The sequence below is a fragment of the Sphingomonas sp. Leaf28 genome, from assembly GCF_001421685.1.
Classification (GTDB): Bacteria; Pseudomonadota; Alphaproteobacteria; order Sphingomonadales; family Sphingomonadaceae; genus Sphingomonas; species Sphingomonas aurantiaca.
Map to the genome: position 1 here is coordinate 1,268,100 of NZ_LMKX01000001.1, position 26,133 is coordinate 1,294,232.

25 protein-coding genes are annotated in these 26,133 nt (G+C 68.3%); 12 read left to right on the forward strand and 13 right to left on the reverse strand.

Going from position 1 to position 26,133, the window contains the following annotated elements:
* Positions 1-44: 44 nt before the first annotated feature.
* Positions 45-1,874 carry an ABCB family ABC transporter ATP-binding protein/permease gene (locus ASE79_RS05865; RefSeq protein WP_056412905.1) on the forward strand — a complete coding sequence of 610 codons (1,830 nt, stop codon included), beginning with the start codon at positions 45-47 and terminating at the stop codon, positions 1,872-1,874.
* A 17-nt stretch (positions 1,875-1,891) separates the two neighbouring features.
* Here ASE79_RS05865 and ASE79_RS05870 read toward each other — a convergent pair whose 3' ends face one another.
* Entirely contained in the window at positions 1,892-2,551 is a 660-nt protein-coding gene (locus ASE79_RS05870) for an SdpI family protein (RefSeq protein ID WP_082445074.1), read from the reverse strand.
* Entirely contained in the window at positions 2,527-2,838 is a 312-nt protein-coding gene (locus tag ASE79_RS05875; protein ID WP_056018496.1) for a metalloregulator ArsR/SmtB family transcription factor, read from the reverse strand. The genes ASE79_RS05870 and ASE79_RS05875 overlap by 25 nt, the downstream gene beginning before the upstream one ends.
* Positions 2,839-3,022: 184 nt before the next feature.
* Between ASE79_RS05875 and recQ the strand changes: the two genes are divergently transcribed.
* From recQ to ASE79_RS05890, 3 genes are read left to right on the forward strand one after another with little or no spacing between them, the layout of a single operon-like run.
* A complete protein-coding gene (gene recQ, locus ASE79_RS05880) occupies positions 3,023-4,792 on the forward strand; it encodes a DNA helicase RecQ (RefSeq protein WP_056412911.1) in 1,770 nt (589 codons plus the stop codon).
* Positions 4,789-5,217, forward strand: a complete 429-nt coding sequence (locus ASE79_RS05885; RefSeq protein ID WP_056412914.1) for a TIGR01244 family sulfur transferase — start codon at positions 4,789-4,791, stop codon at positions 5,215-5,217. Before recQ ends, ASE79_RS05885 begins: the two co-directional genes overlap by 4 nt.
* Complete coding sequence (locus tag ASE79_RS05890; RefSeq protein ID WP_056412917.1) at positions 5,214-5,612, forward strand: hypothetical protein; 399 nt, start codon at positions 5,214-5,216, stop codon at positions 5,610-5,612. Before ASE79_RS05885 ends, ASE79_RS05890 begins: the two co-directional genes overlap by 4 nt.
* 481 nt (positions 5,613-6,093) lie before the next feature.
* Here ASE79_RS05890 and ASE79_RS05895 read toward each other — a convergent pair whose 3' ends face one another.
* From ASE79_RS05895 to ASE79_RS05920, 6 genes are all read right to left on the reverse strand, one after another.
* Positions 6,094-7,455, reverse strand: coding sequence for an ammonium transporter (locus ASE79_RS05895; RefSeq protein ID WP_156359532.1), 1,362 nt, complete (start codon positions 7,453-7,455; stop codon positions 6,094-6,096).
* A 26-nt stretch (positions 7,456-7,481) separates the two neighbouring features.
* Positions 7,482-7,820, reverse strand: a complete 339-nt coding sequence (locus ASE79_RS05900; RefSeq protein ID WP_056412920.1) for a P-II family nitrogen regulator — start codon at positions 7,818-7,820, stop codon at positions 7,482-7,484.
* 279 nt (positions 7,821-8,099) lie between these two features.
* Positions 8,100-9,662 (reverse strand): bifunctional phosphoribosylaminoimidazolecarboxamide formyltransferase/IMP cyclohydrolase, encoded by a 1,563-nt coding sequence (gene purH / locus ASE79_RS05905; protein ID WP_056412923.1) that lies wholly within the window; start codon positions 9,660-9,662, stop codon positions 8,100-8,102.
* Positions 9,663-9,919: 257 nt separating this feature from the next.
* On the reverse strand, positions 9,920-11,668 hold the full coding sequence (locus tag ASE79_RS05910) for a heparinase II/III family protein (RefSeq protein ID WP_056412926.1): 1,749 nt from the start codon (positions 11,666-11,668) through the stop codon (positions 9,920-9,922).
* Positions 11,665-12,321 carry a ribulose-phosphate 3-epimerase gene (gene rpe, locus ASE79_RS05915; RefSeq protein ID WP_056412928.1) on the reverse strand — a complete coding sequence of 219 codons (657 nt, stop codon included), beginning with the start codon at positions 12,319-12,321 and terminating at the stop codon, positions 11,665-11,667. The genes ASE79_RS05910 and rpe overlap by 4 nt, the downstream gene beginning before the upstream one ends.
* A gap of 162 nt (positions 12,322-12,483) precedes the next feature.
* Positions 12,484-13,785 (reverse strand): RsmB/NOP family class I SAM-dependent RNA methyltransferase, encoded by a 1,302-nt coding sequence (locus ASE79_RS05920; RefSeq protein ID WP_056413493.1) that lies wholly within the window; start codon positions 13,783-13,785, stop codon positions 12,484-12,486.
* A 102-nt stretch (positions 13,786-13,887) separates the two neighbouring features.
* On the opposite strand from ASE79_RS05920, the gene ASE79_RS20205 reads away from it, so the two are divergent.
* Positions 13,888-14,046, forward strand: coding sequence for a DUF1674 domain-containing protein (locus ASE79_RS20205; protein WP_082445075.1), 159 nt, complete (start codon positions 13,888-13,890; stop codon positions 14,044-14,046).
* 212 nt (positions 14,047-14,258) lie between these two features.
* Complete coding sequence (locus tag ASE79_RS05925; protein ID WP_056412931.1) at positions 14,259-16,115, forward strand: AsmA family protein; 1,857 nt, start codon at positions 14,259-14,261, stop codon at positions 16,113-16,115.
* Between the two features lie 145 nt (positions 16,116-16,260).
* On the opposite strand, the gene ASE79_RS05930 is transcribed toward ASE79_RS05925, so the two are convergent.
* Both ASE79_RS05930 and tsaD read right to left on the reverse strand, forming a co-directional pair.
* Entirely contained in the window at positions 16,261-17,238 is a 978-nt protein-coding gene (locus tag ASE79_RS05930; protein ID WP_056412933.1) for an NAD(P)H-dependent glycerol-3-phosphate dehydrogenase, read from the reverse strand.
* Positions 17,235-18,263, reverse strand: coding sequence for a tRNA (adenosine(37)-N6)-threonylcarbamoyltransferase complex transferase subunit TsaD (tsaD, locus tag ASE79_RS05935; protein ID WP_056412935.1), 1,029 nt, complete (start codon positions 18,261-18,263; stop codon positions 17,235-17,237). The genes ASE79_RS05930 and tsaD overlap by 4 nt, the downstream gene beginning before the upstream one ends.
* Before the next feature lie 60 nt (positions 18,264-18,323).
* Between tsaD and hemC the strand changes: the two genes are divergently transcribed.
* From hemC to ASE79_RS20770, 4 genes are all read left to right on the forward strand, one after another.
* Entirely contained in the window at positions 18,324-19,229 is a 906-nt protein-coding gene (gene hemC / locus ASE79_RS05940) for a hydroxymethylbilane synthase (protein ID WP_056413496.1), read from the forward strand.
* Complete coding sequence (locus ASE79_RS05945) at positions 19,226-19,933, forward strand: uroporphyrinogen-III synthase (protein WP_056412940.1); 708 nt, start codon at positions 19,226-19,228, stop codon at positions 19,931-19,933. Before hemC ends, ASE79_RS05945 begins: the two co-directional genes overlap by 4 nt.
* 18 nt (positions 19,934-19,951) lie before the next feature.
* Entirely contained in the window at positions 19,952-20,887 is a 936-nt protein-coding gene (locus ASE79_RS05950; protein ID WP_056412944.1) for a hypothetical protein, read from the forward strand.
* A 160-nt stretch (positions 20,888-21,047) separates the two neighbouring features.
* Positions 21,048-21,200, forward strand: coding sequence for a hypothetical protein (locus ASE79_RS20770; protein ID WP_156359533.1), 153 nt, complete (start codon positions 21,048-21,050; stop codon positions 21,198-21,200).
* Between the two features lie 63 nt (positions 21,201-21,263).
* Here the strand turns inward: ASE79_RS20770 and ASE79_RS05955 are convergent, their stop codons facing one another.
* The 3 genes from ASE79_RS05955 to ASE79_RS05965 all read right to left on the reverse strand — a co-directional run bounded on the left by ASE79_RS05955 (position 21,264) and on the right by ASE79_RS05965 (position 24,193).
* Complete coding sequence (locus tag ASE79_RS05955; RefSeq protein WP_056412947.1) at positions 21,264-22,055, reverse strand: DUF72 domain-containing protein; 792 nt, start codon at positions 22,053-22,055, stop codon at positions 21,264-21,266.
* 174 nt (positions 22,056-22,229) lie between these two features.
* Entirely contained in the window at positions 22,230-23,057 is an 828-nt protein-coding gene (locus ASE79_RS05960) for a flagellin (protein ID WP_056412950.1), read from the reverse strand.
* Between the two features lie 305 nt (positions 23,058-23,362).
* On the reverse strand, positions 23,363-24,193 hold the full coding sequence (locus ASE79_RS05965) for a flagellin (protein ID WP_056412954.1): 831 nt from the start codon (positions 24,191-24,193) through the stop codon (positions 23,363-23,365).
* A 273-nt stretch (positions 24,194-24,466) separates the two neighbouring features.
* Between ASE79_RS05965 and ASE79_RS05970 the strand changes: the two genes are divergently transcribed.
* Both ASE79_RS05970 and fliE read left to right on the forward strand, forming a co-directional pair.
* Positions 24,467-25,774, forward strand: a complete 1,308-nt coding sequence (locus ASE79_RS05970; RefSeq protein WP_056412957.1) for a sigma-54 interaction domain-containing protein — start codon at positions 24,467-24,469, stop codon at positions 25,772-25,774.
* Complete coding sequence (gene fliE, locus ASE79_RS05975; protein ID WP_056412962.1) at positions 25,771-26,133, forward strand: flagellar hook-basal body complex protein FliE; 363 nt, start codon at positions 25,771-25,773, stop codon at positions 26,131-26,133. Before ASE79_RS05970 ends, fliE begins: the two co-directional genes overlap by 4 nt.

Consider the following 26,133-nt stretch of genomic DNA (forward strand, 5'->3'; position numbering starts at 1 on the left):
ACCGCTTTCGCCGGGGCTTGACCGCGCCTACATCCCCACCAGCAATGCCCCCTGATACCTACACCTCCACCCGCGCGGACCAGCCTCTGCTGCCGACGCTCCGCCGCTTCCTGCCATTCCTGTGGCCGGCGCGGCAGCCCAAGCTGAAGGGGCGGATCGTCGTCGCGATGCTGCTCGTCATCGCATCGAAGCTGGTGCAGGTGTTCGGCGCGGCGTTCACGCTGAAATACGCAGTCGACCGGATGGCGGGGAATGATCGCGGCGCGCTGACGCTCGTCGTACTGCTGGTGGTCGGCTATGCCGCGTCACGGTTCGGCACGACGCTGTTCGACAATCTGCGCAACGCGGTGTTCGAGCGTGTCGGGCAGGACGCGTCGCGGCGCCTGGCGGCGCAGGTGTTTCGCCACCTCCATGCGCTGAGCCTCGATTTCCATCTGTCGCGCCGTACGGGCGCGGTGACCAAGGTCGTCGAGCGGGGCACCAAGAGCATCGATACGATGCTGTATTTCCTGCTGTTCAACATCGCGCCGACGGTGTTTGAACTCGTGCTGGTGCTGGGGCTGTTCTGGACCAAGTTCGGCTGGCCGCTCGTCGTAGCGACCGTCGTGATGGTGGTCGGCTATATCGCGTTCACGCGGATGGTCACCGACTGGCGCAATGCGCTGCGCGCGCGGATGAACGACCTCGATACCGGCGCGGTCGCGCATGCGGTGGATTCGCTGCTGAACTTCGAGACGGTCAAGTATTTCGGCGCGGAGGAACGCGAGGCCAAGCGTTACGACAGCGCGATCACCGCTTATTCCGAGGCGGCGGTGAAGAGCGAGAATTCGCTCGCATGGCTCAACCTCGGCCAGGCGCTGATCACCAACCTGATGCTTGCGGGCGGCATGGGCTTCGTCGTTTGGCGGTGGAGCCGGGGCGAGGCGTCGGCGGGCGACGTGGTGTTCGTGTCGACGTTGCTCGCGCAGCTGTTCCGGCCGCTCGACCTGCTGGGGATGGTGTATCGCACGATCCGCCAGGGCGCGCTCGACATGGCGGCGATGTTCGACCTGATCGACACGCCCGCTTCCGTCGTCGACGTGGCCGACGCGCCTGCGCTTGCGGTGAGTGCTGGGCATGTCCGGTTCGAGAATGTCTCGTTCGGCTATGATGCAGGCCGGCCGATCCTGCGCGACCTCGAGCTCGACGTGCCCGCGGGATCGACGCTCGCGGTGGTCGGGCCATCGGGCGCGGGCAAGTCGACGCTCGCGCGGCTGCTGTACCGGTTCTACGACCTGACGGGCGGGCGGATCACCGTCGACGGGCAGGACATCGCGCAGGTCCGCCAGGCGTCACTCCGCGCCGCGATCGGCATCGTGCCGCAGGACACCGTGCTGTTCAACGACACGATCGGCTACAACATCGCGTACGGCCGCGAAGGCGCCGAGATGCCCGAGGTCGAGATGGCGGCCAAGGGCGCCGCGATCGCGGGCTTCATCGAGCGCCAGCCGCAAGGCTATGCGACGCGCGTCGGCGAGCGCGGGCTGAAGCTGTCGGGCGGCGAGAAACAGCGCGTGGCGATCGCGCGCACGCTGCTCAAGAACCCGCCGATCCTGATCCTCGACGAGGCGACGTCCGCGCTCGACAGCCGCACCGAGGCGGAGATCCTCGACACGCTCGAGGCGATCGAGCGCGGCCGCACCACGATCGTGATCGCGCACCGGCTGTCGACCGTGGTGCATGCCGACCAGATCGTCGTGCTCGAGGCGGGACGGATCGTCGAGAAGGGCACGCATGGCGAGCTGCTGCGCGCGGACGGCGTCTATGCGGAGATGTGGAACCGCCAGGCGCAGGAGCGTGCGGGGCAGGATGACGGGGCGCTGGCGGCCGAGTAGCGACGCACCGGCCGGGCTTACCCCGCCCTGCGCGTTCGCCGCCAGTAGAAGAACGAGTAGAGGACCGGCGTCGCGATCATCACCAACAGCAGCGCGATGACGAACGACGTCCGCGTTGCGTTTTGCATCGGCAACAGCGCGACGAGGATCAACCCGAACCCCGCCCCCATCATGATGCGGCCGCCATAGCGGTGCGTGGCGATCCAGTTGTCGGGATCCATGATTGCCCAGGGCGTGCGGATGCCGACGAAGAAGCCGGGGCGCGACTTCGGGAGGACGTTGCCGAGCGCCACGAACAGCACGCCAATCCCGATCAGCATCGTCGTCGCGGGCAGCGCAAGCCCGAACGCCGGGGCGGCGACCATCGCCTCGACGAGGATCATGATCCCCAGCAGCCCGACCCAGGCGGTGCGATAGAGCGGCGCGGATTGTTCGAGCTTGTGCTGCATCGGTTCGAGCGAAGGCAGCGCCGCCATGGTCAGCGACACCACGACCGTCAGCGCGACCGGCATGAACAAGGCGGTCCCCGCATCGGCGAAGCGGTCGGGCAGCCCGTCGGGGCCCCAATGCGTCGGCAGCTGCGTCCCCGCCGGCAACCGCCCGAGCGCGACCGCGGCGACGATCGCGAGCCCGCCCGCGGTCACCGCAGAGGCTATGATGAGGTTTCGGTAACGCATGTCTCGTCCCCCTTATCGTCATCCGCAGCCCCGACGCGAAGCCGCCCCATGAAGCCCATCACCACCTCCTCCATCACCGACAGATCGAGCGTGTAGACGATCGACGTGCCCCGGCTTTCGGCCTGGATCAGCCCGGCGGCCTTCAGCTTGGCGAAGTGGTTGGACATGGTCGGCTTCGACACCGCGAACGCATCGGCCAGCGCCCCCGCGGTCATCGCGCCGCCTTTGAGCAGCTCGAGAATGCGGCGGCGAGTCGGATGCGCGAGGGCGTCGAAGACCGAGTCCATGAGACTGTTTATTCGTAAATTTGCTAATTAGCAAGATGACTAAATATGCTGGATGGCTGGACTGGGTTTGCGCCTCCCTGGCGGAGGCCATTCCATATGGTCGAGATGCCAAGCCCCGATGCTACGTCGCGATAAGACCCGCGCTCTCCTCGACATCGCAGCGGGGATCGCTACCTAGACGGCGATGGCACTCGACCCCCTCCCCGATCTCCAGCGCATCTTCGGCTTTCCTGATTTTCGCGGCGTGCAGCGCGATGTCGTCGACCGCGTGCTTGCGGGGCAGCGGACGCTGGCGGTGATGCCGACGGGTGCGGGCAAGTCGCTGTGCTACCAGTTGCCGGCGACGATGCTCGAGGGAACGTGCGTCGTCGTGTCGCCGCTGATCGCGCTGATGCACGACCAGCTGCGCGCCGCGACCGCGGTGGGGATCAAGGCGGCGACGTTGACCTCGGTCGATACCAACCGCGAGGAGACAATCGCGCGGTTCCGCGCGGGCGATCTCGACCTGCTGTACGTCGCGCCGGAGCGGGCCTCGAACGAGAGTTTCCGCAACCTGCTCGGCCAGGCGAAGCTGTCGCTGTTCGCGATCGACGAGGCACATTGCGTCAGCGAATGGGGGCATGACTTCCGGCCGGACTATCGGTTGCTGCGGCCGCTGCTCGACAGCTTTCCCGACGTGCCGCGGCTCGCGCTGACCGCGACCGCGGACGCACATACGCGCGCGGATATCCTCGAACAGTTGGGGATCTCGCGCGAAGGACTGATCGTGTCGGGGTTCGACCGGCCGAACATCCGCTATGCGATCTCCGCGCGCGACAACGTCAACCGGCAGATCGCGGATATCCTCGAGAAGATCCCGGGGCCGGGGATCGTCTATGCGCAGACACGCGCGGCGACCGAGAAGCTCGCCGAGGCGCTGGGGCGGAGCGGGCGGCCGACGCGGGCGTATCATGCAGGGCTCGATCCGCAGGTGCGCGCGAAGAACCAGGCGGATTTCGTCGCGAGCGAGGACATGGTGATCTGCGCCACGGTCGCGTTCGGGATGGGGATCGACAAGCCCGACGTGCGGTTCGTGGCCCACGCGGGGCTGCCGAAGTCGATCGAGGCCTATTATCAGGAGACCGGCCGTGCGGGGCGCGACGGCGATCCGGCGATCGCGCATCTGTTCTGGGGCGCTGAGGATTTCGCGCGCGCGCGCCAGCGGATCGGCGAGGTCGAGCCCGAGCGGCAGGCAGGCGAACGCCAGCGGCTGACCGCGATGGGCGGGCTGGTCGAGACGGCGGGGTGCCGGCGCCGCATCCTGCTCAAGCATTTCGGCGAGGAGCGGCTCGAGGATTGCGGGAATTGCGACAATTGCCTCGGCAATGTCGACGCGGTCGACGCGACCGAGACCGCGCGGAAATTCCTGTCGGCGGTGTTCCGCACCGGGCAGATGTTCGGCGTCGGCTATATCGAGGGCATCCTGACCGGCGTGTCGTCGGAGCGCAGCCTCATGAACGGGCACGAGGCGCTGTCGGTCTACGGGATCGTCGAGGGCGACGAGGTGGCGTTGCTCAAACCCGTGTCGCGCGCGCTGATGCTGAAGGATGCGCTGCGGACCAATCCGCATGGCGGCCTCGAATTCGGCCCAGCGGCGAAGGCGATCCTCAAGGGCGAGGCCGCATTGTCGGTGATCGTGCCGCCCAAGCGCGAGCGGCGGCGCAAGGCTGCGGCGGGCGCGGTGCCGAACCCGGTCGACGATCCGCTGTTCGAGGCACTGCGCATCCGTCGGCGCGATCTGGCGAAGGAAGCGGGCGTTCCACCGTATGTGATCTTCCACGATTCGGTGCTGCGTGACATGGCGGCGCAGCGGCCCGCATCGCGCGCGGCGCTCGCCGTGCTGTCGGGCATTGGCGCGCGCAAACTCGACGCCTATGGAGATGCCTTTCTGGCAGTTATCCGCGAGTCCGCATGATCCGGCACATCAACGAAAGCATTTCGGTCGCACCGCAGATCGCGGTCGAACAGGTCGCGGACATCGCCGCGGCGGGCTTCAAGACGATCGTCAACAACCGCCCCGACGACGAGGATGCGGGCCAGCCTTCGGGCGATTCGATCCGTGCGGCGGCAGAGGCGGCCGGTCTGGCCTATTTCTCTATTCCGGTGACGCATGCGGGCTTCTCGCATCCGCAGATCGACGCGATGACCACGGCGCTGGTGGAGTCCAAGGGCCCCGTGCTGGCCTATTGCCGGTCGGGCACGCGGAGCTGCAATTTGTGGGCACTGGCGGCGGCGAAGCAGGGGCGCAACCCCAATTTGCTGCTCGCCCAGGCCGAGGACGCCGGGTACGACCTGCGCGGTATTCGCCCGATGCTGGACGCGCTCGCAGGGCCGCGATGACGCCTGCGATCGTCGGCGGCATCGTGGCCGTCGTGGTGGTGCTGCTCGCGGGGCTGGCCTGGGCCGCCGTGCGGATGCGACGCGTCGTGAAGATCGAGACGCCCGAAGAAGCGGCGGATGCCGCGCAGGCACAGCTTCCGGGCTTTGCGGTGGCGGGCGCGGTCGTCGGGGCGGATGGCCAGGGCGCGCTGGCGATCGCGGCCGACGGGCGTGTCGCGGCGGTCCGGCGGATCGGCAAACGGTTGGCGGTACGCGAGGTTTCGTGGCGGACGGTGCGCGCGACGCGCGAGGGGATCCTGGTCGAGACCGGCGACCGCGCGCTGGGAGCGGTCATGCTCGCGCAGGTCGACGTGCTCGATATCCGGCGGCTGGCGCCCAAGGGCGTGCGGGTCTGACGCGGTTCGCTGACGGCTGACGCGTTCCTCCCCGGCGGAGGCCGGGGTCCAGTTGGGAGACGGCGCTAACGGAACGCGGCACGTCGTTCCCGATACCTTTCCAACTGGGCCCCGGCCTTCGCCGGGGGGTACCGGCGCTTAGGACATAAGCGGCGAACAGAGTCGAAATGGCACTCTTCAACTCCCCTTCCGCTTGCGGGAGGGGTCGGGGGAGGGGTTAGCCCCATGGACCGGACGCCGGTACGTAGGTCGGCACCTCCCCTAACCCCTCCCGCGAGCGGAAGGGGGATTTGACTTACGTAGCTTTGCCTGGCCCTGAACGCCCGCTTTCAAGGGAGAACTTTCAAGGCGCCCCCCTCCTCGAACGCGATCGAAGCACCCCCTTGATCGACTAAAAAATGGCCCGGTATGTTGCCACACCGAGCCAAGGTTGTCCGCAGGAGGAACGTCGTGGGTTCGGGCTCGTCCGGCCCGATACCGATCAGTTGTACGCGCGCTCGCCGTGCTCGCCGATGTCGAGACCTTCGGTTTCGACTTCGCGCGAGACGCGCAGGCCGGTCAGCGCCTTGGCGACGTAGATCGCGATGACGGTACCGACAGCCGCCCAGACGATCGTGGTAGCAACAGCGGCGATCTGGACGAAGAGCTGGTGACCCATGTCGAAATCGGGCTTGCCGGGGCCGCCGAGCGACGGTGCGTAGACGATGCCGGTGCCGATCGCGCCGATCATGCCGCCGATGCCGTGGATGCCGAACGCGTCGAGCGCATCGTCATAGCCGAGCTTCGGCTTAAGGAAGGTCACCGCGTAATAGCAGACCACCGAAGCGACCGCGCCGAGGATGATCGCGCCGAACGGGCCCGAGTTGCCCGCCGCCGGGGTAACCGCGACGAGGCCCGCGATGATGCCCGAGCAGAAGCCGAGTGCCGAACCCTTGTGGCCGTTGACGCGCTCGATCAGCATCCAGGCGAGCCCGGCCGAGGCGGTAGCGACGAAGGTGTTGAGCATCGCGAGACCCGCAGAACCGTTCGCCTCGAGCGCCGAGCCGGCGTTGAAGCCGAACCAGCCGACCCAGAGCAGCCCGGTGCCGATGCCGGTCATCGTCAGCGAATGCGGTGCCATGCGCTCGGCGGGGTAGCCGATCCGCTTGCCGAGGATAAGCGCGGCTACCAGCGCCGAGACGCCCGCGTTGACGTGCACCACGGTGCCGCCGGCGAAATCGAGCGCGCCCATCTTGAAGAACTTGCCGCCCGATGCCCACACCATATGCGCGACCGGGAAATAGACGATCGTCAGCCAGACGATGGCGAACACCATCACCGCCGAGAACTTCATGCGCTCTACGACCGAGCCGAGCACGAGCGCGATGGTGATCGCGGCGAACGTCATCTGGAAACAGATGAAGACATATTCGGGGATCGCGACGCCCGCGGTGAAGGTGGCCGCGGTCGAGTCGGGGGTGATGCCGCGGAGCAGCGCCTTGCCGAAGCCCGAGATATACTCGCCGCCGCCGTCGCCGAACGCCATCGTGTAGCCGTACATGACCCACAGCAGCATCGCGAGACACGCGACAGCGCCGATCTGGGTCATCGTGGACAGCATGTTCTTCGCGCGCGTGAGGCCGCCGTAGAACAAAGCGAGGCCGGGGACGATCATCATCAACACCAGCAGCGTCGACGTCATCATCCAGGCGGTGTCGCCCTTGTTCACGGTGGCCACCACGGGCGCGACGACCGGCGCCACGGCGGGTGCGACGACGTCCTGCGCCCAGGCGGGGGCGGCGGCGATCATCGCCGCGCCAAACCCGAGGACCGCGGCGGCGGCCGTCTTCATATCATGCTTCATTATGTCCCCCCTCGAGTCGTTCATTGTCACAGGGCTGAATCGTCGGTCTCGCCGGTGCGGATGCGCACCGCCTGCGCCACCTCGAGCACGAAGATCTTGCCGTCGCCGATCGCGCCGGTGTTCGCCGAGGCCTGGATCGCCTCGACCACGCGGTCGGACAGGCTGGCGGCGCAGACCACCTCGATCTTGATCTTGGGCACCATGTTGGTGCTGTATTCGGCCCCCCGATAGATCTCGGTCTGGCCCTTCTGCCGGCCGAACCCCTTGACCTCGGTGACCGTCATGCCCGCCACGCCGATCGTGGTGAGCGCTTCGCGCACCTCGTCGAGCTTGAACGGCTTGATGATGGCAATGACGAGTTTCATCGCGCCCCTTCCCCAGTTGTCTTGGGAACCGCATCGCAATGTGCGTGCCAGTTTTGGTGCGGAGGGGCGGGCTGTGCTCTGCCCGGGAGCAGAGGCGGGTTCGGGGTTAAAACTTGTGCAGTGCGGCGAAGGTGCCTGTTTTATGGGCAGGCTCACGGCCTTCGTCATTCCGGCGAAGGCGGGAATCCATATTGGCGAACTTCCCAGACGAAAACTGGCCGTTGCCAATATAGATCCCCGCCTCCGCGGGGATGACGGTTGATATTGCGCGTTTCGACCTCAGTGGCGGAAGTGGCGCATGCCGGTGAAGACCATCGCGAGACCGGCTTCGTCCGCGGCGGCGATGACGTCGGCGTCGCGGATCGAGCCGCCGGGCTGGATCACTGCCGTGGCGCCCGCCTCGACCGCCGCGAGCAGGCCGTCGGCGAACGGGAAGAACGCGTCGGAGGCGACCGCCGAGCCGATCGTGCGCGGGGTGCCCCAACCGGCCTTGTCCGCGGCGTCCTTTGCCTTCCACGCGGCGATGCGCGCGGATTCGAGGCGGTTCATCTGGCCCGCGCCGATGCCCGCCGTGCTGCCGTCCTTGGCGTAGACGATCGCGTTCGACTTTGTGTGCTTGGCGACGGTCCAGGCGAAGCGGCAGTCGATGAGTTCCTGCTCGGTGGGCTGGCGCTTGGTGACGACGGTGAGTTCGCCCGGCGTGCCGTTGTCGCGGCCCTGGACGAGCCAGCCGCCCGCGATCGACTTGGCCGTCAGACCCGCACGGGCCGGATCGGGGAGCTCGCCGGTGAGCAGCAGGCGGAGGTTCTTCTTGGCGGCGAACAGCGCGATCGCGTCCTCGTCGGCATCGGGGGCGACGACGACTTCGGTGAAGATGCCCGTGATCGCGCGCGCCGTCTCGGCGTCCAGCGTACGGTTGACGGCGATGATGCCGCCGAATGCCGACACCGTGTCGCAGGCGAACGCGGCGGCATAAGCCTCGGCGAGCGTCGCGGCGGTGGCGACGCCGCAGGGGTTGGCATGCTTGACGATGACGACCGAGGGGTCGGCGTCGCGGAACTCGGCGATGAGTTCGAGTGCGGCGTCGGCGTCGTTGAGGTTGTTGTAGCTGAGCGCCTTGCCCTGCAACTGGCGCGCCTGGCCGATGCCGCGGACGCTGCCCGTCGCCGTGTAGAAGGCGGCGGACTGGTGCGGGTTCTCGCCGTAGCGCAGCGTGTCGCCGCGCTTGAGCGTGATCGGCAGGGTGGCGGGGAATTCCTCGGCCTGGTCGACGGTGCCGAACCACGTCGCGATCGCCGAATCATAGGCGGCGGTGGTGGCGAAGGCCTTCGCGGCGAGGCGCTTTCGGTCGTCGAGCGTGGTGGTGCCGCCCGAGACGAGCGCATAGTCGGCGGGGTCGGTGACGATCGCGACATAGGCGTGGTTCTTGGCCGCCGAGCGGACCATGCTGGGGCCGCCGATGTCGATATTCTCGATCACGGTGTCGCGGTCTGCGCCCTTCGCGACGGTGGCTTCGAACGGGTAGAGGTTGACGATCACGAGATCGATCGCGCCGATCTGGTGCTCGGCCATCGAGGCGGCGTGGCCGGCGTCGTCGCGGACCGCGAGGAGGCCGCCATGCACCATCGGGTGCAGCGTCTTCACGCGGCCGTCCATCATCTCGGGAAAACCGGTGAGTTCGCTCACGTCGCGCACCGTGAGCCCCGCAGCGCGCAGCGCGGTGGCGGTGCCGCCGGTCGAGACGAGTTCGACGCCGTTTGCAGCGAGCGCTGTGCCGAGATCGACGATCCCGGTCTTGTCGGAGACGGACAGGAGCGCGCGCTTGATCGGGATGCTGGTCATGAGGGTCTTTCGTGGAGTCGCCGTGCGGCGGGCCTTAGCCGCGGTTGACGCTGGGGAACAGGGGGGCCGGCGTCTCAGTCGCGCGACGCCCCGCACGGATAGCACCTCCCCGGCGGAGGCCGGGGTCCAGTTGGAAAGGTCGCGGTGACGACGCGCCGTCCTTCGTTAGCAACGTCCCCCAACTGGGCCCCGGCCTCCGCCGGGGGCACTATGTTTCAGGCACTATGTTTCAGGCACTATGTTTCAGGCGGTGTGGCTCAGGCCTTCTTCAGCGCCCAACTCACGCTAGCGCCACCGGCCGCCGCCTCACCCGTGATCATCAGCTGTTGCGTAGCGACCGGGCGGCCGTCGGCGTCGATCCAGACGCTGTCCTCGACCACCAACGCGCCACCGCGGCAGCGGAACTGCCAGAGCGCGCCGCCGGGCAGACGGAGGATCGCGCCAAGGCCATCCGCGGTCGGCGACACCTGCACGCCTTCGCCGAGATGGAAGCGGATCGCGAACAGCGACAGGCCGACGCGGCGTTTGCGCCCCTGCGGCAACAGCGCGTCCTCGCCGCGCAGTTCGCGACCGTCGCCGGTGAGCATCAGCTGGCGGCGGTGGAGGAAGCCCCAGCGGCGGACATAGCCGTCGTGGCTCGCCTCGATCCGGCTCGCGGCCTCCGATTCCTGGCGGCTGAGCTCGACTTCGCCGACGCCGCGGCCGAGCGTGCCGTCGGCCAGAATCGCGGTCGAGTTGCTATCGGCGATCGTCAGCGTCGAATGCGCCGCGGTCGAGCGCAGCCCCTCGACCATCGCCGCGGGAAGCTGCGCGATGCCCGCGCGTGCGCCGCCGCAATTGACGACGATCCGCGCCGGGCCGTCGGAGAATTCGAACGCGAGCGTCGAGGCGCAGCCGCCCTCGACGAGCCGCGCGATCGGCGGCGGTGCCGCATCGACGATCAGCACCGCGGTACCCGCGGCAAGGCGCTGATAGCCCCAGTCGCGCGCCTGACGCAGCGGACGCGTGCGCACGCCGCTGGCCTCGATCACCGCGGCGACCTGCGTTTCGCTCGCCGGGCCACCGCCCTGCCAGCTCGACAACCCACGATCGGCGTGCGCGACACCGAGCAGGGCTGCGACCATCCGGGTGAGCGTGACCGCGACCGTCTCGGGCAATTCGGCACCGCGCGCGGCGTAGCTCTCCTGGAGCAACGTTAGCAGCTGGATCGAATCGAGCAGCATCGCCGGGCTGCGCGAGACCGAGCCGCCGTCGTCGAACAGACCGGTCCCGAGCGCGCGGAGCAGCCCGGCCTCCCCGAACGCCTGGCGGGGTTCGCCGCCGGGGATCAGGAGGCCCGCCGCGACGACCCCGCACCACGCGGCGATGCGCGGCGCGCCCGCGGGGGCCTTGTCGGCATTGCGATCGAGGTGGAGCGCGCCCTTGGCGAGCGCGTTGAGCACCTTCGAGCGGTAGATCTGGTCGGACGACGACAGGATCAGCGGCGCATGCGCGGTCCAGGCGAGGATCCGCCTGCCCCACATATCCGGGCGCCACGCGATCCCGCCCTGCGTGTCGGCGTGCGCGGTCAGCCAGAGGCCCATGAGATATTCGGCGATCGGCGCGCCGCGCGCGCGGGTCGCGACGGTCGACAGGTCGCGCAGCCACGCGAAACTCTGCAGATACTCGGCGAAGGGTTTGGGGAGCGGCTTGGCGAGATCGAGCGTCTCGATATCGCGCGCTTCGCCGCGGAATGCGAGCACGCCCTCGAGCAGCATCGTGCCGCGCGGGATGTCGCCGAGAATGGGATCGTCGGGGACCGCGATCAGTTTCAGCGGGTAGCGCCCCTTGAGCCGCAGCGTGTGGAGCGGGGCGCGCCATGTCAGCCGGTGGAAGCGCTCGGCGAGGCGGTCGGCGAGCGACAGCCCCTTGTCGCCGTCGAGACGGATCAGGCGACGACCTTCGTCGATCCCGTCGGGTGCGGACTCGGTCACGGGATCGCGCGTCAGATCATGCGGATCGTTCACCCCCGCAACGCGGCGATGTTGGCGGCATAGTGATCGGGGCCGCCGCGGAAGACCGAGGTGCCCGCGACCAGCGCGTCGGCGCCCGCCTCGATGCAGCGCTTCGCCCACTCGGCATCGACGCCGCCATCGACCTCGAGATCGATCGCGCGGCCGCTCTTTTCGATCATCGTGCGGATCGCCGAGATCTTCTTGAGCTGGCTCGGGATGAAGCTCTGCCCGCCGAAGCCGGGGTTGACGCTCATCACGAGGACGAGGTCGACCATGTCGAGCAGATAGTCGAGCATCTTGGCGGGCGTACCGGGGCAGATCACGATTCCCGCGCGCTTGCCGAGGCTCTTGATGTGCTGGAGCGAGCGGTGGATGTGCGGGCCAGCCTCGTAATGCACGGTGATGCAATCGGCACCGGCCTCCGCGAACGCGTCGAGATAGGCGTCGACGGGAGCGATCATGAGGTGGACGTCGAACGGCTTGGTGGTGATGCCGCGGACCGACTTCATGACCGCGGGGCCGAACGAGATGTTGGGGACGAAATGGCCGTCCATCACGTCGATATGGATCCAGTCGGCGCCGGCGGCGTCGATGGCGCGGACCTCCTCGCCGAGCTTGGCAAAATCGGCGGAGAGGATCGAGGGGGCGATGCGGACGGGTTGCATGATTGTGTCCTAGCGCGGGATTCGGTTGGTGCGAAGTCTTTGGTTTTCGATCCTCCCCTGCAAGGGGAGGTGGCACCGAAGGTGACGGAGGGGTGACGCGCTCTCGACAGGGCGATACCCCTCCGTCGCTTCGCGCCACCTCCCCTTGCAGGGGAGGATTGGTTAGCTGCGCTTCAGGCGGGCGATGAAGAAGCCGTCGCAGCCGCCTTGCTCGGCGAGCATGCCGGGGAGCGTGCGGACGCTACCAGCTAGGGGGCCTGTCTCCGTGGGCGTGATGCCGGCGGGGAGTTCGGACTGATCCACCGGCATGATCGTGTAGTCGCTGCGGGCGGACAGAAACGCGTCGAGTTGCGCTTCGCCTTCGGACGGCTCGAGCGAGCAGGTGGCGTACACCAACGTGCCGCCGGGCTTCACCCAGTCCGCGGCGCGCGCGAAGATGCGTGCCTGCAACGCCGCGGTCTCGGCGATGATCGAGGGGCGAACGCGGTGGAGAACGTCGGGGTGGCGGCGGAAGATGCCGGTCGCGCTGCACGGCGCGTCGATCAGGATCGCGTCGGCGGGCTCGGTCGGCGCCCATTCGAGAATGTCGGCGTTGACGACTTCCGACTTCAGATGTGTGCGATAGAGGTTTTCGCGCAGGCGCTTGATCCGGCTCTGCGAATTGTCGACCGAGGTGACGGTCCAGCCGGCCGCGGCGAGCTGCAGCGTCTTGCCGCCGGGCGCGGCGCACAGATCGAGGACATGGCCCCCACCCTCTGACGGCGCCTTGCCGAGCAGGCGCGCGGGAAGCGAGGCGGCGATGTCCTGCACCCACCAGGCGCCGTCGCCGAACCCGGCCATGTCGGGGACCGAGTCGTGGTCGCCGAGGCGGAGATGGCCGGGCATGAAGCTCTCGCCACCCAGTTTCTCGCGCCAGCCTTCGGTTTCGGCGGGGTCGGCGATCGTCAGGTCGAGCGGTGGTGGGGCGGCGATCGCGCGGCCGGCGGCGTCGACCATCTCCTCGCCCCACGCGGCTTCCCAGCGCAGTTCGACGGGGGCAGGCAGTGTCGGCACCTCGGGGAGCAGCATGTTGGCGCGGAACAGCGTGCCGAACACGCCGTGGACGAGTTTGCGCGGGCCGCCGTCGACCAAGGGCAGCACGGTCGAGATCGCGGCGTGCGACGGCGTGCCGAGGATCAGCACCTGGACGAGTGCGATGCGCAGCGCCATCCGCGCCTTCGCATCGTCGGGCAGGTTGGTCTTGGTGACCGAATCGATCATCGCGTCGAGATCGGGGAGCCGGCGCAGCGTCTCGGCAGCGATCGCATGCGCGAGGCCGCGATCGGGGCCGTGGATCGCGCGCGTCGCGGCGGGGAGCGCGGATTCGAGCGACTCGCCGCGGCGGAGCACGGCGTCGAGAAGGCGGAGCGCGGCGCGGCGGGTGGGGACGCCAAGCGGCTCGGGGGCGTGGGTATAGTCGGGCATCAAAGGTCCTTCGCGTTCGGGTGCCGCTGCGTCCATTGGCAAGTCGCGCGACAAGGCCCATTTGGCGATAACGACGCCAACACGCAAATCCGGAGAGCCGCGATGGGCCAGCGCCCCGATCATGTGAAGCCACCCGAATATCTCGCGAAGACCACGCCGGTGCCCAAACCCGAGCCGATCGTGCCCGACAAGGATCCCGAACCGCGCGATCCCACGCGCTATGGCGACTGGGAGCTGAAGGGCATGGCGATCGATTTCTGAGGGTTCTGTATACCGCGACGCCCGCAACGGGAGATACCACCCCGGCGGAGGCCGGGGTCCAAGTGGAGAGGTCGTCGTAACGTAGCGCAGTGCTTCGTCAGCGACGTTCCCCAACTGGACCCCGGCCTTCGCCGGGGTGGTAGGTGAGGTAAATCTGCGGCAGCGGTCCTGACGCACGCGGAACGAATGACCGTTCGGCGCGTCGCGGTAAGATGAGGGGATTCTTCGCAAAACGCTGGGTGAAAATCACCGGCATCGTCGTAGCGGGCGTGCTTGTGCTGGGGCTGGTGGGGCTCGCCGCCTTCCCCTGGGGGTCGCTCAAGGGCGTGATCCAGCGGCAGCTCACCGCGCGGTTCCGGCGGCCGGTGACGATCGGCGGGATCGAACGAGTCGATGCGTTCGGGTTCAACCCGACGATCCGGATCACCGATGTGCGGATCCCGCAGGCCGACTGGGCCGGCAAGGGCGATTTCGTGCGGTTGCGCGAAGCCGAGGCGACGTTCTCAGGGCTCGCGCTGCTCAAGGGCGCGTTCGGGCCGCGCGACGTGAAGGCGCGCGGGCTGCGGCTCGTGCTGGTGCGCGACAAGCATGGCCGAACCAATTGGGAGCGGCCGGGCAAGCCCAAAAGCGGCGGGAGTTCGAGCGATCTCGACGGCCTGACGATCGGCGACAGCGTGATCACGTATCGCGACGACAAGCAGGACCGCTTTGCCACGGCGCGGTTCGTATCGGATCCGGTGCACGGGATCCACGCGACCGGCAGCGGCACGATCCGCGGCGCGGCCGTTCGGATCGCGGTCGCGGGGCCCTCGGTGGCGAAATTCCAGGGCAAGCCCTGGCCGTTCACCGCGTCGATCGATGGCGATGCGCTGTCGATCAGCGCCAAGGGCCGGATGGACCGGCCGCTCGATACCGATGCGATGAGCCTCGACGTGACCGCGCGCGCGACCGATCTGAAGCTGATCGACGCGGTGATCGAGGCGGGGCTGTTCCGCACGCAGCCCATATCGTTCAGCGCGCATGTCCGTCACGACCAGCCGAAATGGACGGTAACGCAGCTCAAGGGCGTGGTCGGGCGCTCGGATTTCACCGGCCACGTTACGGTCGACAAGCAGGCTGGCCGCAGCAAGGTCGACGGCGACATCGTCTCGCGCCAGTTCGATTTCGGCGATCTGGCGTCGGACCAGGGCAAGGCCGAGGGCGCCGCGCTGGAACGCGCGATCGGGCCGCGGCTGGTGCCCAATACGCGGATCGATATCGGCAAGATCGAGACCACCGATGCGCGGATGGGGTTTCGGATCGGGCGGATCGTCAGCGGCAAGGGCGCGTCGCCGATCCTGTCCGCCAAGGGCGTGCTGGCGATCGACCATCAGCTGCTGACGCTGAGCGATCTGGTCGCGCGGCTGCCGCATGGTAACGTCACCGGACGCGTGACCGTCGACCAGCGCGGCGACCGCAAGGTGCCGAGCGTCGATATCGACCTCCGGCTGCGCGGCAGCAGCGTGCAGGACATCGCGGGCGGCGGCGGCGATTTCAGCGGCAACGTCAGCGCGCGCGTGCGGCTGAAGGGACCCGGCGAGACGATCCGTGCGGCGGTCGGGCGGTCGAACGGCACGATCGGGTTCGTCGCGCGCGACGGCCACTTGCCGCAGGGGATCGCGGCGGCGCTCGGGTTCGATGCGGCGCGCGCGTTGCTGGCCAAGGATGGCGAGCGCGCGGGTCTGCGGTGCGTGGTGCTCAAGCTCGACGTGACGCGCGGACGCGGGCGGGTCGATCCGATGATCGTCGATACGACGGCCAGCCAGTTGCGCGGCCAGGGGAGCGTGGTGTTTCCCGGCGAGACGCTGGACATACGGCTGACCGGCACGCCCAAACAGCATGCGCTGCTGCGGTTGCCGGGGTCGGCCTCCATGACGGGGACGATCGAGCGGCCGCATGTGACGATTCCGCCCGAGGTGAAATCGGTCGGGAATATCTTCAAGGCGATCGGCCGCGCGATTACGGGGAAGGAGGGTCCGGTCGCGGGGGATGCGGATTGTTCGGGGCTAGCGGCGCGGGTGCTGCGATAACCCTCGATCCTCCCCCGCAAGGGGGAGGTGGCTGGCACTTGCCAGACGGAGGGGGAGGTAGGCGACACGTCGGTTCCGTGTCCTCCCCCTCCGTCGCTTCGCGCCACCTCCCCCTGGCGGGGGAGGATCGAGCGGTCGCACTGTATCAGCCGGCCTCGCCCTTGAGCGGCCGTGCGAGCAGGTCGCCGATCACGTCGCTGACGGGCGCGCCTTCCAGCAGGCGGCAGACGGCTTCGGTGATCGGCATGTCAACGCGCGCGTCGCGGGCGGCTTCGCGGAGGACGGGCGCGGTGAACGCGCCTTCCGCGACGGTGCGGCGGTCGGACAGGAGGGTCGCGGCAGAGTCGCCTCTCCCCAAACCGACGCCGAGCGAGAAGTTGCGCGAACTGGTCGAGGAGCAGGTGAGCACGAGGTCGCCCAGCCCCGACAGCCCGGCGAGCGTTTCCGCACGCGCGCCGCGGGCGAGGCCGAAGCGCGTCATCTCGGCAAACCCGCGCGCGATCAGCGCCGCACGCGCGTTCTGGCCGAGCCCTGCGCCCTCGACCACGCCGCAGCCGATCGCGAGCACGTTCTTCACCGCGCCGCCGATCTCCGCCCCCGCGACGTCGGTCGACGCGTAGGTACGGAAATGACGCGCGGCGAGCCGTGCCGCGAGGCGCTCGCCGAGCTCGGCATCCTCACATGCGAGCGTCACCGCGGTGGGCAATCCCGCGGCGACCTCGTGTGCGAAGGTCGGGCCGGACAGGACCGCGATCGGCGCGTCGGGGTGGACGGCGCGTGCAACTTCACCGACGAGCCGCTTGCTGCCCGCCTCGATCCCCTTGGCGCACAGCACCAGCGGGATGCGGCCGACCGGCGCGGCGGCGAGAACGCTGCCAACATGCTGTGCCGGCGCGACGACGAGAATCGCGTCCATGCCGGCGAGCGCGGCGAGGTCGTCCGTCGCGCGGATCGTTGGCGAGAGCGCGACACCCGCCAGGAACAGTGCGTTCTCATGGGTCGCGTTGATCGAGTCGACGACCGCGGGTTCGCGCGCCCACAGGATAACCTCACGCCCTTCGTGCGCCGCGACCTGCGCGAGCGCGGTGCCCCACGCGCCGCCACCAATGACCCCAATCTTCATGCCTTCACCCCCGCACCACGCACCGCTTCGGCGTTGGGATCGAGCGGCCAGCGCGGGCGCGCGGCGACGTCGAGCGGATCGGTGAGCCCCGCGGCGAACCGCTCGGCCCCCGCCCAGCCGATCATCGCGGCATTGTCGGTGCAGAGCCACAAGGGCGGCGCGACGAAGCGCAGGCCGTGCGCGCTGGCGAGCGCCTGCAACGCGCCCCGCACCGCGGTGTTGGCGGCAACGCCGCCGGCGACGACGAGCGCGGTGGCGCCGTGCGACGTACGCAACGCCTTGGTCGTGCGGTCGATCAGACAATCGACCACCGCGGCCTGGAACGAGGCAGCGAGATCCTCGGGCGAATACTGCCCGACGACGCGCGCGACCGCGCTCTTCAGGCCGGCGAACGAGAAATGCGGTTCGGCCGAGCCCTTGAGTGGTCGTGGCAGCGGGACCGCCTTCGGGTCGCCGAGCGCGGCGGCGCGTTCGACCGCGGGGCCGCCGGGAAAGCCCAACCCGAGCAGCTTGGCGGTCTTGTCGAACGCCTCGCCGGCCGCATCGTCGATCGTCGTCGCCAACCGCCGGTACGCGCCGACACCCTCGACCAGCAGCAGCTGGCAATGCCCGCCGGACACGAGCAGCAGCAGATACGGAAATTCGAGGTCGGGGTCGGACAACCGCGGCGACAGCGCATGGCCTTCGAGGTGGTTCACCGCGATCAGCGGCTTGCCCGCAGCGTGCGCGAGCGCCTTGCCCGTGACGAGCCCGACCATGACGCCGCCGATCAAGCCCGGCCCGGCGGTCGCGGCGATCGCATCGACGTCGGCCAGCTTGAGCCCCGCGTCGGCCAAGGCCGCGACGATCAGCGGCTCGAGCGTCTCGACATGCGCACGCGCGGCGATTTCGGGGACGACGCCGCCGAACGGCGCGTGCGCGGCCTCTTGTCCGAGCAGCCGGTGCGCGAGGACCTGCCGGTCGCCGGTGACGAGCGCGGCGGCGGTTTCGTCGCAGGAGGATTCGATGCCGAGAATGATCATCACCGCGTCCTATCGTGCCAGCCGGCGCTTGTCGAAGCCCTGCCCTTTCTGCATGGCACGCGGATGACTCGTTTTCGGCTCGGTACGCGCGGCTCGCCGCTCGCTCTCACCCAGGCAGGCATGGTGCGCGACGCGCTGTGCGCCGCGCATGGCTGGTCGCCCGACGCCGTCGAGATCGTCGTGATCCGCACCACCGGCGACCGCGTGCAGGATCGCGCGCTGGCCGAGATCGGCGGCAAGGCGCTGTGGACCAAGGAGCTCGATCGCGCGCTGCACGATAGCGACATCGATTGCGCGGTGCATTCGATGAAGGACGTCGAGACGATCCGGCCAGATACGCTGGCGATCGCGGCGATGCTGCCGCGCGCCGACGTGCGCGACCGGCTGATCGGCGCGGAGACGCTGTCCGACCTGCGCCAGGGCGCGGTGGTCGGCACGAGTTCGCCGCGACGCCGCGCGCAGATGCTGCGGCTGCGGCCCGACCTGGAGATCGTGCTGATCCGCGGCAATGTCGACACGCGGCTCGGCCGGGTGGCGAGCGGCGAGATGGATGCGACGTTGCTGGCAGCCGCCGGGCTCGACCGGCTCGGGCGCGACGACGGCCATGCGATCCCGACCGACGTGATGCTGCCCGCGCCCGCGCAGGGGGCGGTCGGGATCGAGGTGCTCGCCGGGAGCGCAGCGGGCGGGATCGTCGCGGCGATCGACCACCGCGATACGAGCCTGTGTGTGTTGACCGAGCGTGCGCTGCTCGCGCGGCTGGGCGCGGACTGTCACTCGCCGGTCGCGGCGCTCGCGTCGCTCGCGGGCGAGACGCTGACGCTCCGCGCCGAGCTGATCGCGGAGGACGGCGCGTGCGACGTCGCGGGATCGATCGAGGGGACGGTCGACGACGATCTCGGGACGGCGCTTGCGGAGGATCTGCTCGCACGCGCACCGGCCAGCGTGAGACGATTATTCTCCGCATGACGCCGGTCGTGGTGCTGCGGCCGGAGCCCGGCAACACGCGCACCGCCACCGCGCTGCGGGCGCTGGGGATGGACGTGCGCCAGATCCCGCTGTTCGCGGTCGTGCCGGTCGACTGGACCTCGCCCGACCCCGCCCGGTTCGACGCACTGTTGCTGACAAGCGCGAACGCGGTTCGCCGCGCCGGTATCGGGGTCGAGGCGTTGAAACACTTGCCCGTCGTCGCGGTTGGCCAGGCGACGGCGGCGGCGGCGCGCGCGGCCGGGTTCGGCGTTGCGCTCACCGGCAACGCGGACGGGCGAGCGGCCGTCGCGCTGGCACAGGACCGCGGCTTTGCCCGGCTGCTGCATCTCACCGGCCGCGACCGCGCGGCCACGGGTGAGGCAGAGGACCGGGATCGCGCTGTCGAGCCGGTCACCGTCTATGCCAGCAATCCCGTGCCGCTCGACGACGCGGTTGCACGGTCGTTCGAGAATAACGCGATACTGCTCCATTCGACACGCGCCGCGATGCGGCTGGCCGCGCTGGTCGATGCGAGCGGAGCGGCGCGTGCGCGGATCGCGCTCGTCGCGATCAGCCAGGCGGTCGGCGACGCCGCCGGCGCGGGTTGGCAAGACGTCACGATCGCCCCGCAACCGACCGATGCCGCGGTCGTCGCATGTGCTGCTGCACGTGCGAACACACGCGCGATTGACCAGCGTGGCTAGGCCGGAGATAAGCACGCCATGACTGACTACGTGCCGACCGACCGCCCACGGGCACGCGGACCCAGAATGGGCGTCATCCTGGCGCTGGTCGGCCTCGCCTTCATCGCCGGGCTCGGCCTGATGGGCTATGCGGTCCGGACGCTGCCCTGGTTCGCCACCTTCCGCGCGACGAATGCCGCATCGACCGCTGCCGGACAGAAGGCTGCCGCGGGCAATGCAGGCTATATTCCGTCGCAGCCGCTCGGCCCCGATGGTCAGCCGCAGGCCGCAGCGCCGGTCGATACCGCCGTTCTGGCGACGCGCGAAGCAACGCTGGCGGCGCAATTGACCGCGCTCGAGGCGCGCACCGCGACGATCACCACCGATGCCACCGCGGCCGGCGGACAGGCGACGCGCGCCGAAGGGCTGATGGTGGCATTCGCTGCGCGCCGTGCGCTCGATCGCGGGGTCGGGCTCGGCTATCTCGAGGAACAGTTGCGGTTGCGGTTCGCCCAGGCGCAGCCGCGCGCGACGACCACGCTCATCCAGGCCGCACGCCAGCCGGTGACGCTCGAGGATCTGCGCCAGGGCCTCGACACGATCGCGCCCGACATCACTGCGTCGACCGGCGATGGCTGGCTCGACACGCTGCAACATCAGATCGACTCGCTCGTGGTCCTGCGCAAGGCCGGCACCCCATCGCCGATGCCGACCGATCGCCTCGCCCGCGCACGCCGGTTGCTCGAAGCCGGCCAGGTCGAAGCCGCCCGCGCCGAAGTCGCGCGCTTGCCGGGTGCGGCACAGGCCGGCAACTGGATGAGCGCCGCCCGCCGGTACGTCGTGGCGCGCCAGGCGCTCGACGTGATCGAGAACACCGCGCTGATCGGACAGGCCGGCCAACCCCAGCCGGCTCCGGTGGTCATCCCCGCGCCGGTCGTGGAAACCGCGACGCCGGACGACGCAGCCGGCATATAGACCGCCGACGGGCGCGGTCGGGTGTCGGAAAAATCGGGCATTCTGCCCGTGTCCGATACAACCATTCCGACTGATATATTGATCTAGATTGTGATCATATTACTGACATAATAGCGTTAATTTAACCCGATGCCCCCAGACTGGGCACATGATGCAGTTCATGCCCCGCTCCCCGAAGGATCTCGAACTCTGGCATGGGCGTCATCTCCAGCTCGCCGCGCTGGCGCTGACCGCGCAGGTGATGGAGATGCATCTGAGTCTTGCCGGTCTGTACAGAGAGCAGATCGCCGCAATCCTCCTAGGCAAGGCCTGACCGCGCCGCCCGACCTCACCGCTTGTGCCCCACCCTATCGGACCCGTCCCGGTCCTCTCGCGGTCAGGGTGCGATGCGTTCGATCAACGCCATTGCTGCGTGGGGTGCGCGCACTTTGGCGCCGTTGATGACGAAGACGAACGTATCGCGGGTGCGATCCGGCGGAACGACGTCCTCGACATAAGGCAGGCCTTCTGGTCGCCCACCCGCCGACCACGTCTTCGCTCTGGCCCCCCACGCATCGAGCGCGCTCGGCGCATAGCCCGCGACGAACCGCTCCTCGGCATCTTCCAGCCGCACATAGACGAAGTCGCCGGTGACATCGGCAATCGCGGGGTATCCGGCCGATTGCGCGAACGCGATCGCGACGCCCGCGTCCCGGCACATCGCGACGAATTCGGGCACCGCGAAACTCTCGTGCCGGACCTGGATCGCGTGGCGTAGCGCAAGACCATCCTGGCTGGCGGGCAGGAGTTTGAGAAACGCACCGAAATCTTCGGGATCGAACCGCTTGGTCGCCATGAACTGCCACAGGATCGGCCCGAGGCGGTCACCCAGCTCGACGATGCCCTGTCCGGTAAACCTGGCGATCGTCTCGCCAGCATCCGCCAGCACCTTGCGGTTCGTGCAATAGCGCGACGCCTTGAGGGCGAAGACGAAGCCATCGGGCACAGCCTTGGCCCAGGACGCGAACGTCGCAGGCTTGTGGCTACTATAATAGGTGCCGTTGATCTCGATCGCGGTGACGCGCGCCGCGGCATAGTCCAGCTCGCGCGTCTGCGGCCATTTCCCGGGATAGAAGGTCCCCCGCCACGGCGCGTAGGTCCAGCCGCCAATGCCGATTCGGATGGTCATGCGGCGGAGTGTAGCGCGGCGATGCGGCGCTTGGCGATTGCCCGTCGGCGCCCGCCCCAAACAGAAAACCCCGACGGCCGAGGCCGCCGGGGTTTCGTACCGCTCGCGCCAGGCGCGGGCGGATCCGACCGGCATCGGCACCCTTGGGGGGCGATGCCAATGCCGGTGCTCGGATTACTGAAGCAGCTTCAGGACGCTCTGCTGGCTCTGGTTGGCCTGGCTCAGCATCGCGGTCGATGCCTGGCTCAGGATCTGCGCCTTGGCGAGCGCAGTCGTTTCCGACGAGAAGTCGGTGTCCTCGATGCGGCTCTTGGCGTCCGACAGGTTGGTCGCGTTCGAGGTCAGGTTGTTGACCGCCGACTGCAACTGGTTCTGCGACGCGCCGAGGTTTGCGCGACGGTTCGAGACGTTCGAGATCGCCGTGTCGTAGTCGGAAAGCGCGCCTGCCGAGCCGGTTGCGGTTACGACCGTGCCGACACCCGTGGCGGCGGCGGAAAGATCACCGCCGAGGTCAAGCTCGATCGCGTCGGTTGCATTGGCACCGGCCTGGATCGAAACCTTGCCGTCGGTGCCCTTACCTGCGGTACCGGCGAACAGTGCCACGCCGTTGAACTTCGTGTTCGTCAGGACGCTCGTAATCTGCTTGGACAGCGCGTCCTGCTCGGACTTGATGTTCTTGATGTCGTCGGTCGAGTAGGTACCGTTGCCCTTCTGGACTTCGAGCTCGCGCATCCGCTGCAGGTTGTTCGTGACCTCGTCGAGTGCGCCCTCGGCGGTCTGCGCCATTGAGATGCCGTCGTTCGCGTTGCGGACGCCCTGGTTCATGCCCTTGATCTGCGACGTCATCGACGACGAGATGGCAAGGCCGGCGGCATCGTCCTTGGCCGAATTGATACGCTTGCCGGTCGACAGGCGCTCCATCGACGTGGCCAGCATGTTCGAGGCCTTGGTCGAAGCGTTGGTCGCGCGCAGTGCGGAAACATTGGTGCCGATGACAGACATTGTAAAACTCCAGTAATTCTCGGCGATCCCCGCCGCCCCCGTGGCGAAGGGCCGTGCCGCCATAATAAGTAACGGCAGGATCCCGCCGGACTTAAATAAAACCGGCCATATATTGCCGCTTTTTTCTTTGGTTTATAAAATCTTGCTGGAGTTTTCCTGTCGGCCGAGAACGAACAAACCCCGACGACCTTTGGTCGCCGGGGTTCGATTCTTTGGATCCTGAACGCCGCACGGGAAAGCGCGTGCGCGTCATCGCTCCGATCGGCGCCGTCACCCTAGGGGGGCGGTGCCGGCACCGAACCGGATCAGCCGAGCAGCTTCAGAACGCCCTGCTGGCTCTGGTTGGCCTGGCTGAGCATCGCGGTCGATGCCTGGCTGAGGATCTGCGCCTTGGCGAGTGCGGTCGTTTCCGACGAGAAGTCGGTGTCTTCGATGCGGCTCTTGGCGTCCGACAGGTTGGTCGCGTTCGAGGTCAGGTTGTTGACCGCCGACTGCAGCTGGTTCTGCGACGCGCCGAGCGAAGCACGGCGGTTCGAGACGTTGGACAGCGCCGTGTCGTAGTCGGCCAGGATCGTCGCCGAGGTCGCACCTGCGCCGGTTGCCGTGACGACCGTGCCGACGCCGCCTGCACCCTTCAAGTCACCGCCAAGATTGAGGTCGATCGAGTCGTTGGCGTTCGCGCCCGCCTGGATCTTTACGACGCCGGCGGTACCGGCGGTACCGTCGAACAGCGCGACGCCGTTGAACTTGGTGTTGGTCAGGACGTTGGTGATCTGCTTCGACAGCGCATCCTGCTCCGACTTGATGTTCGCGATGTCGCTCGGCGAATAGGTGCCGTTGGACTTCTGAACTTCGAGTTCGCGCATGCGCTGCAAGTTGTTGCTGACCTCGTCGAGTGCGCCCTCGGCGGTCTGCGCCATCGAGATGCCGTCGTTCGCGTTGCGGACGCCCTGGTTCATGCCCTTGATCTGCGACGTCATCGACGACGAGATCGCCAGACCGGCGGCATCGTCCTTGGCCGAATTGATGCGCTTGCCTGTCGACAGGCGCTCCATCGACGTGGCCAGCATGTTCGAGGCCTTGGTCGAGGCGTTGGTCGCGCGCAGTGCCGAGATGTTGGTACCGATGACAGTCATGAGAATCTCCGTGATCTTCGACGATCCGCGCCGCCCCCATGGCGAAGTGCCGATCCGTCACAGGGGGTAACGGCCGCCTCGTCGCGAACTTTAGCGGAAAAAAATCGCCTCGCCTGCGAGCGCCCCCGGTGCGCGCCCTCCTACGCGCGCGCGTAGACGCGTCCGCATGTGTCCACGCGGACGCGCCCGGAAATAATCTGCCGCATGCCGGCACCGTTTAACCGCAAATTTACCACCAATGGCGCATTCCCCGAATCGTTCAGGGGGAACTCAATGCGTTCTATTTTTCCATCGGCCGCAGTCACTTCGCGGAAATATGCGCTGGTCTCGTCGCTTCGGGCGCAGGGATTTGCCGTAGGCTCGTTCGAAACGGCGCAGCCGGGCCCGAACGATCTGTTCCTGGTCGTCGAAGGCGAGGGCATCGCCGCCCCTGCCCGCACCGTCGTGATCGGCTGCGAAGGCCGCCAGGTGACCCCGTCGCGCGACGGTTCGCCCGCCCGGATCAGCTTTGCCGCGGAAGACACTGCGGTCGGCAACGGGTTCGCGCGCGCGCTGATCGGCGGCCCCGACATGCCGACCGCCGCCGACCCCGAATCGCTCGCGTTGCTGGCACTGGCCGAGCGCGTTGCCGCCGCCGACATCACCGTCCTGATCAACGGCCCGACCGGCACCGGCAAGGAAGTGCTCGCCCGCGCGATCCACAATGGGTCGGCACGCAAGGACAAGCCGTTCATCGCGATCAACTGCGCAGCCCTCCCCGAATCGATGCTCGAGGCGCTGCTGTTCGGCCACCAGAAGGGTGCGTTCACCGGCGCATCGTCGGGCGGCGACGGCTTCTTCCGCGCGGCAAACGGCGGCACGATCCTGCTCGACGAGATCGCCGAGATGCCGCTCCAGCTGCAGGCCAAGCTCCTCCGCGTGCTGCAGGAGCGCGAGGTCGTGCCGCTCGGCGCCTCGGTGCCGCAGCCGATCGACGTCCGCGTGATCGCCTGCGCCAACCGCGACCTTCACGCCGAAGTCGCCGCGGGCCGGTTCCGCGCCGATCTCTATTACCGCCTCGCGGTGTTCCCGCTCGCGACCAAGTCGCTGGCCGAACGCCCGCAGGATATCCCTGCGCTCGCCGCCACGCTGATCCTGCGCCACGCTGGCACGCGCACCTCGATCCCCTGGCCGAGCCATGCAGCGATCGAGCAGCTGATGCAGCACGACTGGCCCGGCAACGTCCGCGAGCTGGAAAACGTGATCCAGCGCGCGCTGCTGTTCTGCGGCGGCGACACGATCGAGGCGAACCACATCGTGTTCGACCGCCCGGTGTCGATGACGTTCCAGCGTACCGCGGTAGTCACGCCCATCACGCCGGTTGCAGCGGAGCCGGAAACGCCCCCCGGGACCTTGGGCAACATCGTCCAGATGAGCGAGTTCGCCGCAATCCGCGAGACGCTCAAGGCGTGCAACGGCAGCCGGATCGAGACCGCCAAGCGCCTCGGCATTTCCGAACGCACGCTGCGCTATCGCCTCGCCAAGGCGCGCGAGCAGGGCGACGATATCGGCAACGTCCATAACTGGGCCGCCTCGGCATGAGCGGCGTCTCGGGCATCGGTGGCGGCGCGATGAGCGTCGACCGCGTCATGGCGCTGCGCTCGCAGATCCTCGAACGCAACCAGGCGCTGTCGCGCGCGGGGGCGAGCGGCACCGTCGCGCCGACCGAAACGGTCAAGCCGACCAGCTTTGCCGACACGATGGAAACCGCGCTGAAAAGCGTCAACGACGGCCAGACCCAGGCCGCCAAGCTCAGCGAAAGCTATGAGCGCGGCGAGACGGTCGACATCGCAAAAGTGATGCTCGCGCGCCAGCAGGCATCGGTCGGGTTCGAGGCGACGTTGCAGGTCCGCAACAAGCTGCTGTCCGCCTACAAGGATATCATGAGCATGCCGGTCTGA